Raw genomic sequence first — 13,236 nt, forward strand, 5'->3', positions numbered from 1 at the left:
ATCAGAGCCATAAACTATCTAATTTTTCCCTGATAATCCGTTTTTAACTTTATTCTGGTTTATAAAAGCTTCAATATCATAGTTTATCACTTCATAATATCTATTTTCACTTAAAAAAAACACACCAAAATCGTTTAAAATATATTTTTATGATTGACAATATAGATATTTAAGCCAACCATATTCGTATTAACAAAAATACTTCAAGTGGGAGGAGGCATGCAAATATTAGAATAGATATTGTATCAATTTTCAAAGTAACTTTTCTTGAGCTGTATTGGATTTTCTTTGCTACAAAGCAATATTATTCCTATTCGCCCGAATGCTCGTGATTGATAATTTGAATACATCTCCATTAACATCGCAACCTATTTTTGAACTCTGTGTCTATAAGGAAAAAGTTTGTGCAGAAAAATACTCCATCAATCAGTTGTAGCCCCTTTCCCTCTTCACGCAAAATTTATCAACAGAGCCTTCTCTTTTCTGATGTGCGCGTACCATTGCGTGAAATTTCACTGACTGATGGCAGTGGTGAAAAACCTTTAAACGTCTACGATACTTCTGGCCCCTATACAGATAAAGACATGATCATTGATATTACAAAAGGCTTGCCAGCAATTAGCTTACCTTGGCTCTCTAAGCGGGATGATACTGAAACTTATCCTGCACGATCAGTGAAACCTGAAGATAATGGATTGGCTTCTGATAAAAACCTTACACCAGCCTTTAAACAAAAACGTCCCATTTTACGAGCAAAACATGGCAAAGCAATTACACAAATGGCTTATGCGCGCGCAGGCATTATTACAGCGGAAATGGAATATGTGGCTATACGAGAAAATGAAGGATTAGCAGTAAAAGAACGGCAGAATGTACCATCAAATGAAACATTTTCTGGATCAATACCAGAAATTTATACTGCCGAATTTGTTCGCAATGAAATTGCTTGTGGACGCGCCATTATTCCACAAAACATTAATCATCCAGAGTGCGAACCCATGATTATTGGGCGTAATTTCCGTGTTAAAATTAATGCCAATATTGGCAATTCAGCAGTAACGTCATCTATGGAAGAAGAAGTTGATAAAATGGTTTGGGCCATTCGCTGGGGAGCAGATACAGTTATGGATCTTTCTACAGGTCGAAATATTCACAATATTCGTGAATGGATTATTCGAAATTCTCCTGTGCCCATCGGAACAGTCCCTCTTTATCAAGCACTCGAAAAAGTACAGGGTATTGCCGAAAACTTAACATGGGATATTTTCCGTGACACCCTTATTGAGCAAGCAGAGCAAGGTGTTGATTATTTTACCATTCATGCAGGATTAAGATTACCATTTATTCCTATGACCATTGATCGTGTAACAGGTATTGTTTCACGAGGCGGTTCTATTATGGCAAAATGGTGTCTCCATCATCACAAAGAAAGCTTTCTCTATGAACATTTTGATGAAATTTGTGATATTGCAAAAACATATGATATCTCTCTTTCATTAGGAGATGGGTTACGCCCTGGCTCTATTGCCGATGCCAATGATGAGGCCCAATTTGCAGAGCTTAAAACCTTGGGAGAATTGACAAAAATTGCTTGGAAAAAGGATGTACAGGTTATGATTGAAGGACCAGGACATGTCCCAATGCACAAAATTAAAGAAAATATGGAGCAACAATTAGATCTTTGTCATGAGGCGCCTTTTTATACTTTGGGACCTCTTACAACGGACATTGCTCCTGGTTATGACCATATTACATCAGCAATTGGTGCCGCTATGATTGGATGGTTTGGAACTGCTATGTTGTGTTATGTAACACCTAAAGAACACCTAGGACTCCCCGATAGGAATGATGTAAAAACTGGTGTGATCACTTATAAAATTGCTGCTCATGCCGCTGACCTTGCTAAAGGTTTGCCTAGAGCACAATTGCGCGATAATGCTCTTTCGCGTGCACGATTTGATTTTAGATGGCACGATCAATTTAACCTTTCTCTTGATCCAGAAACAGCCTGTGCCTTTCATGATGAGACAATGCCTAAAGAAGCCCATAAATTGGTGCATTTTTGTTCCATGTGTGGACCAAAATTCTGTTCTATGCGTATTTCCCATGATATTCGTGAGGCAGCTGCAATAAGAAAAACAAAAGGGGAAGGTATGATCGCCATGGCCGAAAAATATCAGAAAAATGGCGACCTTTATATGGAAATTGTTCCTCCTCAAAAAAAGAAAGTAAATAGTTGAAGAACATTCTTATCAAAGGTGCAGGTGTAGGCGGCTTAACAGCTGCCTTTATGTTACAGCAAAAAGGTGCTTCTGTTACTGTATCGGCCCCCCCTCATTCACCTATAGGAAGTGCTAGTTGGTATGCAGGAGGAATGCTTGCACCTTACTGTGAAAGGGAAAGTGCAGAACAAATTGTTGAAGATCTTGGTGTACAAGCTATACAATGGTGGCGTAAAACGCTCCCCAACCTTGTCATACAAAAAGGCACTTTAGTGGTTGCACCTACACGAGATAGAGGAGAGCTTGAACGATTTTCTGTGCGTACGCATAATCACAAAACCGTAGATAATACAGAAATAGCTCATCTTGAACCAGATCTTGCTGAACGTTTTAACTGTGCGCTCTTTTATGAAAATGAAGCCCATATTGACCCTCGCAAAGCACTTATGGCTTTAAAAGAAAAGCTTCTCAACAATGGAGCCTGTTTTGTTGATGTAGAGAAGGCTGAAAAAAATTTTGATATTATTATTGATGCGACAGGAATAGCACGTTTAGGAAAAGATAAAAATATACGGGGCGTACGCGGTGAAATGCTTCTCGTGCGCTGCACCGATATTAAAATTTCGCGTCCAATTCGTCTTCTTCACCCACGGTTTCCTCTCTACATTGTACCTCGACAAGATAATATTTTTATGATTGGTGCAACGATGATTGAAAGTGACTTTGATGGTGCAATCTCTGTAAGATCAATGATGGAACTGCTCAACGCGGCTTATACTTTACATCCTGCTTTTGCTGAAGCAGAAATTATTGAATCTGGCGTTGGTGTTCGTCCATGTTATCCTAATAACTTCCCTTCTGTGCATAAAGATGGTAACTTTATTTCTATTAATGGATTTTATAGACATGGTTTTCTGTTGTCTCCAGAAATGGCAAAACGAGCAATGAAATTGGCATTGGAATAAAGCATGCAAATATTTGTTAATGGTGAAACAGTCCAAACAGAAGTTATGACTCTCGGTCTCTTGCTTGAAGAATTGGGGTATGAAGGAAATTGGCTTGCAACTGCTGTTAACGCTGAAGTTGTTCCCATAGATGCGCGAAGCCAATTTGTCTTGCATGAAGGAGATAAAATTGAAATTCTAAGCCCAATGCAAGGAGGCTAAAATTATGCTGAATCTTTATGGACGACAATTCTCTTCCCGTCTTCTATTAGGTACAGCGCAATATCCTTCACCAGCAATCCTTCGTGATGCTATTCATAAATCGAATACGGAAATTGTAACTGTTTCCTTGCGCCGTGAAACTGCAGGAGGAAAACAAAGTGGACAATTTTGGCAATTTCTTCAAGAACTTGGGGTAACAGTGCTTCCTAATACTGCTGGTTGTTATACTGTTAAAGAGGCCGTAACCACAGCCCAATTAGCAAGAGATCTTTTTAAAACAGCTTGGATTAAACTCGAAATTATCGGTAATTCAGACACCTTACAGCCAAATATTTTTTCCTTAATCGAAGCTGCTCAAATTTTAAACAATGAAGGTTTCAAAATTTTTGCCTATACAACGGATGATCTCATTGTTGCTGAAAAACTTTTTGACATTGGTTGCCGTGTTATTATGCCTTGGTGTGCTCCTATTGGTTCTGCCAAAGGACCTCATAATACTGATGGATTGCGTTCTATCCGTGCTTACCTTCCTGATGCTACTCTTGTTATTGATGCCGGCATTGGACGCCCATCACATGCCGCCATTGCGATGGAACTGGGTTATGATGCAGTACTGCTTAATACCGCAGTTGCTAAAGCAGCTGATCCTGTTTTGATGGCTGAAGCATTTTCTAAAGCTGTTCAAGCAGGACGTATGGGATATAAAGCTGGCATGATCGAAGCACGCAATGTAGCAGTCCCTTCAACACCAATCATTGGAAAAGCAGTATTTTCATGAAACTGGATCCTTTTTACCTCATCGTTGATAACGCTGATTGGATTGAACGTTTGCTTCCTCTTGGCATCAAGCTCGTACAATTGCGTATGAAACATGAAAATCAACAAATAATCCGTCAACATATTAAGCGTGCAAAAAACATATGCAATAAATTGGGAGCACAATTAATTATTAATGATCATTGGGAAATAGCAATTGATGAAAAGTGTAATTTTATTCATCTGGGACAAGAAGACCTAAGCAATGCTGATCTTCACGCAATTCGTAAAAGTGGTATAAAAATTGGTCTTAGTACACATGATGAACATGAATTGGATATCGCACTCTCTGCTAATCCTGAGTATATTGCACTTGGTCCTATTTATCCGACAATCTTAAAAAAAATGAAATGGATGCCGCAAGGACTAGAAAAAATCAAACAATGGAGAAAGCGGATTGGTGCTTTACCTTTGGTGGGTATTGGTGGTTTAACACCAGAACGCGCAGTTGGTGTTTTAAAAGCAGGAGCAAATAGTGCTGCTGTTGTGACTGATATTATCCTCCATAAAAAACCTGAAGAGCGTGTACAACAGTGGATAAAAGTGACACAAACATGGCGTTGATACCTTCTATTCTTATTGTTGCGGGCACTGATCCAACAGGAGGTGCTGGTATTGTTCGTGATATAGAAACCTCTGCACATTTTCAAATAAAAGCAAATTTAGCAATTACTTGTGTTAACGTACAAGATGATAATCGCGTTGTCGAAATCACTCCAATGTGTGGAGACCTCGTCGCTGCACAAATGCGTGCTGCCCTAGAAGCAAATCCAATAAGCGCAATAAAAATCGGTATGACGGGGACAAAAGAAATTATAGCAGCAATCTGTAACGTACTCAAAGACTATCCCCATGTTCCTGTTATTTTGGACCCTGTACTTGTCGCTTCATCAGGAGGAAAACTAACAACGGAAACAATCATCGACACTATGATCGATAAACTGCTTCCTCATGTTGATCTTTTAACACCGAATAGAGAAGAACTCGCTCTTCTTAGCCACAGTCCATTGGCATCTCATGATACGCAAGCAATACAACAAGCAAAAAAACTTTTGTCATTGGGAGCTCGCTCTATTTTAGTAAAAGGGGGACATGCGGAGGGTCCTCTTGCAATTGATAGCTTCATTGACAAAACTGAAGTCATAAATATCTCTACTCCACGTTTAAAAGGAACAATGCGAGGAACAGGTTGCATTCTCTCAAGCACTATTGCAGCGCATTTAGCATTAAATGAACCTCTCATTTCAGCTGTAAAAAAAGCAAAAGAATATATCCACACATTGCTTTTAACCCATTGTGAAAACTGTTTGTAACGTCTTATTATTTTTTCACATAAAAGTAATATTTATATATTTCAATTAATATATTTAATATTTTTAATAAAAGTTATTAAAAAAATATAATAATTATAATAATAAAAAATTTATACTTAATTATTATAAATAAAATACTACAAAATTCACTTTTATTAAGTATTAAATATAGAATATAATGATAAAAAATATTATCATCTCACTTGCATTCAGTGAAAAATTCTTTTATTATGAATGAGTTTAGTCTGTTTAAAAAGCTGAAATAGCGTAATTTAAACAAATTGTACATTTAGATATGTATATAATCGCGAACACTCGCATTTTACGATTTGCCTTTTTTGTGAAAAGAGAGAATCCTATCAGCGTTCTTATACATTAATGGCTAGCGAATACATTTAATAAAACTTGAAGGATAATTTTGTTTGATCTATAATCGCTAGATCATTAGAAAAAGTAAAATGTTAAATCAAACGCCGTGCTCAATTTCCTATGAAGAACTCTTAAACTTTTATAAAGAAAGTGGTGCGGATGCCGTTCTGACGGATTTCCCTATTGATCGTTTTAAGCAGTCTGCTTGTTCAGAGAAAAAATTAATATCTGTCGTGAACATTTCTCATAATCAACAAGCATCTGCCAAAACATCTCCAACCGTAAAATTAGATCATCATCAGCTGCATAACTCTAGGACTATACAAAATGAATCCACAGCTATAGAGAGTGCAAAAAGTGCCAAGACACTTGATGAATTAAAATCTGCTCTCCTTGCATTTAATGGCTGTTCATTAAAATTGACAGCAAAAAATACCTGTTTTTCAGATGGAACAGCAGGAAGCCCCCTGATGCTTATAGGCGAAGCACCAGGACGAGACGAGGATATACAAGGAATTCCTTTTGTGGGAAAAGCTGGGATGTTGCTTAATAAAATCCTCGCATCAATTGGCTTAACAAGAAATAATGTTTACATTGCCAACACTATTCCTTGGCGTCCGCCAGGAAATCGTACACCAACACCAAGAGAAGTTGCCTTGTGCCGCCCTTTTATTGAACGGCACATTTATTTAGCGCGTCCTCGTGTTCTTATAGCACTGGGAGGTGTTGCTGCACAGTTTCTTACTGGATCTCAAAATGGGATTATCCGTACAAGAGGGAAATGGCATATCTATGAAAGCGAGGATAATATAAAAATACCTGTTATGCCAACTTTCCACCCAGCTTACCTTCTTAGAACCCCTAGTCAAAAGAAGCTTACATGGATAGACTTCTTAGAAGTAAAAAATCGCCTCGACAGCCTTTTGTAATTCTTTAATCCTATCTTGCTTCTAAAATTAACACACCCTTCTTTAACTCTTAAAATACAAATGGGAAAAAACTATGAAACAGCCAATAACATCTATTTATCGTTTGGAAGACTACCAACCAACCCCTTACGTTATCCCTAAAACACAACTTTCTTTCCAATTGGCACCGACAAAAACCTATGTTACAGCCATATTGTCTATTGAATCCCGTCACGATACAAAAGAATTAACACCTCTTGTTCTTTCTGGTGATGATCTTACTTTAATTTCCGTTTCTATTAATGATGAGATATTAGCCCCAAACACTTATAAAGTGACGCCTTCACGTTTAGAAATTACAACGCCACCAACGGTTCCTTTTACATTGAAATTGGTTACAGAACTGAATCCTGAAAGCAACCGCCAACTTATGGGGCTTTACCTTTCAAATGGTGTTTATTGCTCACAATGCGAATCGGAAGGTTTTCGTCGTATTACTTATTTTTACGACCGCCCAGATGTTCTTTCTACCTATAGAGTGAAAATTGAAGCAGATACCCAAACAATACCAATCTTGCTTTCAAATGGTAATCTGGTGGAAACAGGAACTTTAGAAAATAATCGCCATTTTGCCATTTGGGAAGATCCTTATCCCAAACCATCTTATCTCTTTGCTTTAGTAGGTGGAGATCTTGATAAGTTAGAAGACCATTTTACAACTGTATCTGGACGACGTATCGAGCTTGGTATCTATGTAGAAAAAGGAAAAACCGAACGCGCAACCTATGCAATGGATGCTCTTAAACGTTCCATGCGTTGGGATGAACAATGTTTCGGACGCGAATATGATCTTGATATTTTCAATATTGTCGCTGTGTCCGACTTTAACATGGGAGCAATGGAAAACAAAGGCCTTAACGTTTTTAATGATAAATATGTTCTTGTCGATCCTGAAACAGCAACCGATCAGGATTATAGAAATGTTGAACGTGTCATTGCACATGAATATTTCCATAATTGGAGCGGTAATCGTGTTACCTGTCGCGATTGGTTTCAACTCTGTTTAAAAGAAGGATTCACTGTTTATCGTGATCAGGAATTTTCATCAGATCAAAATGTACGCAGCCTACAGCGAATTGAAAATGTAAAAGCATTAAAAGCGACGCAATTTGCAGAAGATGCAGGACCTCTTGCGCATCCTGTACGTCCTCGTCAATATAGCCAAATTAATAATTTTTACACCACAACTGTTTATGAAAAAGGTGCTGAAGTTGTTCGCATGATACGAACTATTTTAGGTCCTACTCTTTTTCGTAAAGGCACTGATCTTTATTTTCAACGTCATGATGGACAAGCTTGTACAATTGAAGATTTTATTACCTGTTTTGCTGAAGTGTCTGGTCAAGACTTCTCCCAATTCATGCTATGGTATGAACAGGCAGGAACACCCAATGTAGAAATCGATAGTCATTATAGCGATGGTGTTTTAACAATTCATGCAAAGCAACATATTCCCGCAACCCCACAACAAAATACAAAAAAGCCCATGCTTATCCCTATCGTATTTGGCTTGTTAGGACCTAACGGAGAAAACCTCACCTATGAAGCAGATACAGATATTCAATCAGATGTTATGCTTTTATCCAAGGAAAGCCAAACCTTTACATTAAAGGGACTGCGTGAAAAACCCGTTTTATCACTGCTGCGAGACTTTTCAGCACCAATCATTCTACACACGCCATTCAATGAAAGAGAACTTATTTTTCTTGCACAACATGATGACAATCACATCAATCGCTGGCAATCTCTTAATCATTTAATGACGCAAGCTTTGATTCAAAGCATTCAAGATAAAACACAAGAAAAAGCAACATTCCCTTCTGCTTTGCTAAAGCTGATTGAAACGATCATAATAGATGAAACCTTAGAGCCTGAATTTCGTGCCTTCTGTTTAAATTTACCTAGTGAAGTTGAGCTTGCTCATACAATCGGTAAAAATATTGACCCAGATCGTATTCATTGTGTCCGCAATCAGTTTTTAGTTTCACTTGCACAAACCCATCAAGAGCTCTTAACAAAATTCTATGAACAAATGCAAACCCAAGAGCCCTATTCACCAAACACTGCACAAGCTGGAAAGCGAGCATTAAAGAATATCATACTGGATTATCTTTCCATTGCTGAAGCCAATCCAAATCGTGCTGCTATACAATATGCAACAGCTGATAATATGACTGACCGTATGGCGAGTATCGCTGTTCTCGTGAAGCGTTTTAATGAAAGTGCGCAGGCACAAAATGCCTTAAATGATTTTGAAAACCGTTATCAGCATGACCCTTTGGTCATGGATAAATGGTTTTCTATTCAAGCAATGGTTGCTGGCACATCAACACTCGAGAATGTTCAAAAGCTCATGCAACATCCGCTGTTTTCACAAGATAATCCTAATCGTGTACGTTCTCTAATCGGTGTTTTTGCCTCTAACAATCTCACGGGCTTTAACAGGATGGATGGAGCATCTTATCATTTTCTTTGCCAAGTCATTTTGGAAATTGACAAAAAAAATCCACAGCTTGCTTCACGATTATTAACAATGATGCGCTCTTGGCGACAATTAGAACCTATTCGACAACAAAAACTTGAAACTGGATTAAAAATGATTGCTGCTGCGCCAAAATTATCAAGCGATGTTGCTGATATCATTAATCGTCTGCTTACTTGAAACAAAAAATTATTTTAAATCAATATGCTATAATATTTTTTAAAATAAATTCTATAAACTATTCGATCATCATTAAATCTATAAACAGGCAATCTAAGCCTGTTTATAGGTCACGTTTAAAGTGCTTTTTTCTTTTCATATTCCAAAATCATAAAAGTAAAATTATTTTTTTAAAAAAAAGACTGGACAGAAGACTCCTGTTTTGATTCATTGCACTCGATGGGGTTACTATGAATATCGAAGCAGTTTTTAAATCACATTATTCCAAAATTAAAGGAACGCGAGATGGCTAAATTGGACGCATATAATGCGCCAAGGGAGGTGTATGCTGATTCAAAATCAAGCGCTCAAAGTCGCAAGGAGCGGACAGAGCGTACCAATCTGTTTTCTGGTCCTGCCTATCAAAAACTTCTTTTTATTGAACCTTGGCTGCGACGTTCACTCCCATTTGTAATTCTTGCATTTCTTGTTACGCTAGCAGCGATCCGTTTCCTATCAATCTATGATTGGCGCAACACAATTGATAAAAACACGCATTCTACCATCACTCTCTTAGCTTCTCATATTACCAATACGATTGACCGTGACTTACTTGCCGCCACTCGACAAGGAAAAACTGCTGCTCTTTCTCATAATGATTTACAAAATATCCTAACTAATTTTCGTAACAAAGGTCTTATAAAAACCAGCGCTGTTATTGCTATTGTCGATCAAAAAGGCAATGTCCTAGCTTCATCAAGTTCCGAGATTGTCTTAGGAAAACCCTTACAGGATTTTACCTCTGAAAGCATTGCTTTACAAGCTCTAGGAAAACATGCTGGAATCATGAAAATTACAATAGGAAAAGATATTCCTGCTCTCGCTTCCTTTCAGCAAACAGAAAATGGACAATATGGGGTATTCATCAGTGAAAAAATGCAACATATTTACATGGAATGGCGGAAAGCTCTCTCGTTAAATATAACCATGTTCATTGGAACTAGTGGCGTTATCCTTGCTCTTCTTTATGCTTATTACAACCAAATTGTACGAGCACGCAAAACAGATCTTGTTTCAGAAAAAATTCAAAACCGTATTGATATGGCAATGATGCGTGGACGCTGTGGACTATGGGATTGGAATATGGCAAGTGGACGCGTCTACTGGTCACGAGCAATGTACGAAATGCTCGGCTATGTCCCTCAAGATGCACTGCTCTCAATTTCCCAAATTAGCGCCATTATCAATCCAAATGATGCGAATTTTTTTGATCTTGCTCAAGAATTAATGAGCGGTAAAAAAAAGCATATCGATATTAACGTTCCTATGCGTCATGCTGATGGTCATTATGTATGGATGCGCATTCGTGCCGAAGTTACTGAAGAAGAAGAACCCCATTTGGTTGGTATTTCCTTCGATATTAGTGAACAGCAACAATTGGCTGAACAAACAGCGCAAGCCGACCTTCGTATCCGTGATGCGATTGAAAACATTTCAGAATCTTTCGTCTTGTGGGATGCTGAAGGACGTTTAGTCATGTCCAACAGCAAATTTTGCGAATATGCCGCTATTCCTAAACAAATTCTCCAATCAGGTATCCAACGTGCAACAGTCGAAGCCATGGCACGCCCTGCACTCAGTGAATATCCCCTTAAAGATGATGGTACTGGTAACTTAACCAGTATTCGCCAAACGGCAGATGGTTGTTGGCTCAAAATTAACGAAAGACGAACCCAAGATGGAGGATTGGTTTGTATTGGTACTGACATTTCTGAGCTTAAACAACAACAGGAAAAATTTGAAGACAGTGAAAGGCGTCTTTTTTCTTTCATTCAAGAACTCAAGCGCGCGCGAGGGAGTGCTCAACAACGCGCAACAGAAGTTGAAAAACTTAATAAAAGTTTGAAAGCAGAAAAAGAACGCGCCGAAAGTGCTAATAAGGCTAAATCAGAATTTTTAGCCAATATGTCTCATGAATTGCGCACGCCTCTGAATGCTATTCTTGGTTTTTCAGACATCATGTTGCAATCGACTTTTGGTCCTCTTGGTTCACAACGCTATAAGGAATATATGCATGATATTTACAATTCAGGAACCCATCTTCTAACCCTTATCAATGACATCCTTGATATGTCAAAAATCGAAGCAGGAAGATTTACGCTTGATTGTAAAAATACCGATCTTGAGCCCATCATTAGTGAAGCAGTACGAACACTAACGCCTCAAGCTCAAGAAAAAAATATTGTTGTTACAACAAACATTACCCCAGAACTTCATGCTGAAGTTGATGGTCGTGCAATGAAACAGATTTTCCTTAATCTCATCTCTAATGCCGTTAAATTTACGCCTTCTGGTGGAAATATTGATGTCTGCGCTTTCAAGAAAAAAAATAATCTTATTTTTAAAATTACAGATACAGGTGTTGGTATTCCCCAATCAGCAATTAAAAAACTTGGGCAACCTTTTGAACAAGTTGAAAATCAGCTTACTAAATCTCATACGGGCTCAGGTCTTGGCTTAGCCATTTCACGCTCCTTGCTAGAACTCCACAAAGGAAAACTTGAAATTACTTCAAAAGAAATGAAAGGAACAACTGTAACGATTATAATGCCCATCACACAAAGTTAAATTTTTCCATTTTGTTCCCGTTGTAGTAAAATCTGTTTCCGTTTGTCCCCCCAACGATACCCTGAAATAAAACCATTTTTACGCACAACACGATGACACGGAATGATAATAGCCAATTCGTTACGTGCACAGGCATGAGCAACGGCACGAAAAGCTTTCGGCATACCAATACGGCATGCTAAGATCTCATATGAAATTGTTTCACCACATGGTATATCACATAATACTGCCCATACTTGTCGTTGAAAAACTGTACCATTTATATCTAAGGGAAAATTATATTTTTTTACCAGCTTAGGTGTTTCTATCATGGCTATAATATGGGCAACTTCTCTCTTAAATGTATTGTCACCTACAACTTGTTGTGCATCACCAAAGCGTATCGTAAACTCCTGTAATAATTGCTCTACAGTGTCTCCTAACGCACTATGACAAATCCCTTTTTGAGACCTAGCCACCAAAAGCTTTCCTATTGATACATCTTTCAGACAGAATACTCTCGTTTGGGAAATATTCAGCATTTTAGTCTTCTTTATATTTTAAAAAGTTTTGAACATCATCCATAAAGTAAAGGGAGAGTATTCACTATCTTTTAAAAACAAACAAAATCATTCTGAAATTATATCCTTAGCCATTGTATTAAACACTCTCACTTTTTTATGAAATGGAAAGATACATAGATTGACTTTCTTCCTACCCTAAAACGGAAACTTCGACCAGAGCTGATCTATCAACAATCTTGCTTTTTATATAACAGATTCCAACTGAACCTATTTGATATGGTTTATTTCATAAGCTCTCTACAGACAAATCCTGCTCTGAATTCTATCATATACTCTAACAAAAACACCTTAATGTGGTAAAGTTTCATACCTTATATCACAACTCTAAACGGCAGTATTTTACGGAACAACACGATAAGCTTCCCACTTCATTTTACGAAATCCCATCGAACCATAAATAATGGCTTATGTTTTACAAGCAACAGAAAAAGCGCGTGCTCTCTTAAGCAAAAAATGTCATAAAACACAAAATATACCGGCAATGGATTGGAAAGATGTTCCGGCTTTTTATGCTCCACAGTATGCTTGAATATTCTAATTTGTTGGAGCA

At 37.8% G+C, this 13,236-nt stretch carries 11 protein-coding genes; 10 read left to right on the forward strand and 1 reads right to left on the reverse strand.

Translation table 11 applies throughout. From position 1 onward, the window contains the following. Nucleotides 1–404 precede the first annotated feature (404 nt). The 9 genes from thiC (at nt 405) to ACFIJL_RS01820 (ending at nt 12,123) form a co-directional block, all read left to right on the forward strand. The gene (gene thiC / locus ACFIJL_RS01780) at nt 405–2,240 is read left to right on the forward strand and encodes a phosphomethylpyrimidine synthase ThiC (RefSeq protein ID WP_375622229.1); all 1,836 of its coding nucleotides are present in this window, start codon (nt 405–407) and stop codon (nt 2,238–2,240) included. After that, on the forward strand, nt 2,237–3,187 hold the full coding sequence (locus ACFIJL_RS01785; protein WP_375622230.1) for an FAD-dependent oxidoreductase: 951 nt from the start codon (nt 2,237–2,239) through the stop codon (nt 3,185–3,187). Before thiC ends, ACFIJL_RS01785 begins: the two co-directional genes overlap by 4 nt. A 3-nt stretch (nt 3,188–3,190) precedes the next feature. After that, complete coding sequence (gene thiS, locus ACFIJL_RS01790; RefSeq protein ID WP_273791115.1) at nt 3,191–3,388, forward strand: sulfur carrier protein ThiS; 198 nt, start codon at nt 3,191–3,193, stop codon at nt 3,386–3,388. A 4-nt stretch (nt 3,389–3,392) separates the two neighbouring features. Then, nucleotides 3,393–4,166 (forward strand): thiazole synthase, encoded by a 774-nt coding sequence (locus tag ACFIJL_RS01795; protein ID WP_375622231.1) that lies wholly within the window; start codon nt 3,393–3,395, stop codon nt 4,164–4,166. Then, nucleotides 4,163–4,768 (forward strand): thiamine phosphate synthase, encoded by a 606-nt coding sequence (locus tag ACFIJL_RS01800; RefSeq protein WP_375622232.1) that lies wholly within the window; start codon nt 4,163–4,165, stop codon nt 4,766–4,768. The genes ACFIJL_RS01795 and ACFIJL_RS01800 overlap by 4 nt, the downstream gene beginning before the upstream one ends. Next, on the forward strand, nt 4,759–5,517 hold the full coding sequence (locus ACFIJL_RS01805; protein WP_375622233.1) for a hydroxymethylpyrimidine/phosphomethylpyrimidine kinase: 759 nt from the start codon (nt 4,759–4,761) through the stop codon (nt 5,515–5,517). Before ACFIJL_RS01800 ends, ACFIJL_RS01805 begins: the two co-directional genes overlap by 10 nt. 458 nt (nt 5,518–5,975) lie before the next feature. Further along, a complete protein-coding gene (locus ACFIJL_RS01810) occupies nt 5,976–6,815 on the forward strand; it encodes a uracil-DNA glycosylase family protein (RefSeq protein ID WP_375622234.1) in 840 nt (279 codons plus the stop codon). A 73-nt stretch (nt 6,816–6,888) separates the two neighbouring features. Beyond that, nucleotides 6,889–9,516 carry an aminopeptidase N gene (gene pepN / locus ACFIJL_RS01815; RefSeq protein ID WP_375622235.1) on the forward strand — a complete coding sequence of 876 codons (2,628 nt, stop codon included), beginning with the start codon at nt 6,889–6,891 and terminating at the stop codon, nt 9,514–9,516. A 285-nt stretch (nt 9,517–9,801) separates the two neighbouring features. Next, nucleotides 9,802–12,123 carry an ATP-binding protein gene (locus tag ACFIJL_RS01820; protein ID WP_375622236.1) on the forward strand — a complete coding sequence of 774 codons (2,322 nt, stop codon included), beginning with the start codon at nt 9,802–9,804 and terminating at the stop codon, nt 12,121–12,123. On the opposite strand, the gene ACFIJL_RS01825 is transcribed toward ACFIJL_RS01820, so the two are convergent. Next, entirely contained in the window at nt 12,120–12,644 is a 525-nt protein-coding gene (locus ACFIJL_RS01825; protein WP_375622237.1) for a methylated-DNA--[protein]-cysteine S-methyltransferase, read from the reverse strand. The two genes, ACFIJL_RS01820 and ACFIJL_RS01825, sit on opposite strands and share 4 nt — an antisense overlap. 442 nt (nt 12,645–13,086) lie before the next feature. On the opposite strand from ACFIJL_RS01825, the gene ACFIJL_RS01830 reads away from it, so the two are divergent. Beyond that, nucleotides 13,087–13,215, forward strand: a complete 129-nt coding sequence (locus ACFIJL_RS01830; RefSeq protein WP_375622338.1) for a hypothetical protein — start codon at nt 13,087–13,089, stop codon at nt 13,213–13,215. Nucleotides 13,216–13,236 lie beyond the last annotated feature (21 nt).

This window comes from Bartonella sp. TT119HLJHH (genome assembly GCF_042193385.1).
Classification (GTDB): Bacteria; Pseudomonadota; Alphaproteobacteria; order Rhizobiales; family Rhizobiaceae; genus Bartonella.

Coding starts and splice junctions, on each gene's coding strand:
- ACFIJL_RS01795 (WP_375622231.1), top strand. CDS start 3,393: ATGCTGAATCTTTATGGACGACAATTCTCTTCCCGTCTTCTATTAGGT.
- pepN (WP_375622235.1), top strand. CDS start 6,889: ATGAAACAGCCAATAACATCTATTTATCGTTTGGAAGACTACCAACCA.
- ACFIJL_RS01830 (WP_375622338.1), top strand. CDS start 13,087: ATGGCTTATGTTTTACAAGCAACAGAAAAAGCGCGTGCTCTCTTAAGC.
- ACFIJL_RS01805 (WP_375622233.1), top strand. CDS start 4,759: ATGGCGTTGATACCTTCTATTCTTATTGTTGCGGGCACTGATCCAACA.
- thiS (WP_273791115.1), top strand. CDS start 3,191: ATGCAAATATTTGTTAATGGTGAAACAGTCCAAACAGAAGTTATGACT.
- ACFIJL_RS01810 (WP_375622234.1), top strand. CDS start 5,976: ATGTTAAATCAAACGCCGTGCTCAATTTCCTATGAAGAACTCTTAAAC.
- ACFIJL_RS01800 (WP_375622232.1), top strand. CDS start 4,163: ATGAAACTGGATCCTTTTTACCTCATCGTTGATAACGCTGATTGGATT.
- ACFIJL_RS01820 (WP_375622236.1), top strand. CDS start 9,802: ATGGCTAAATTGGACGCATATAATGCGCCAAGGGAGGTGTATGCTGAT.
- ACFIJL_RS01825 (WP_375622237.1), bottom strand. CDS start 12,644: ATGCTGAATATTTCCCAAACGAGAGTATTCTGTCTGAAAGATGTATCA.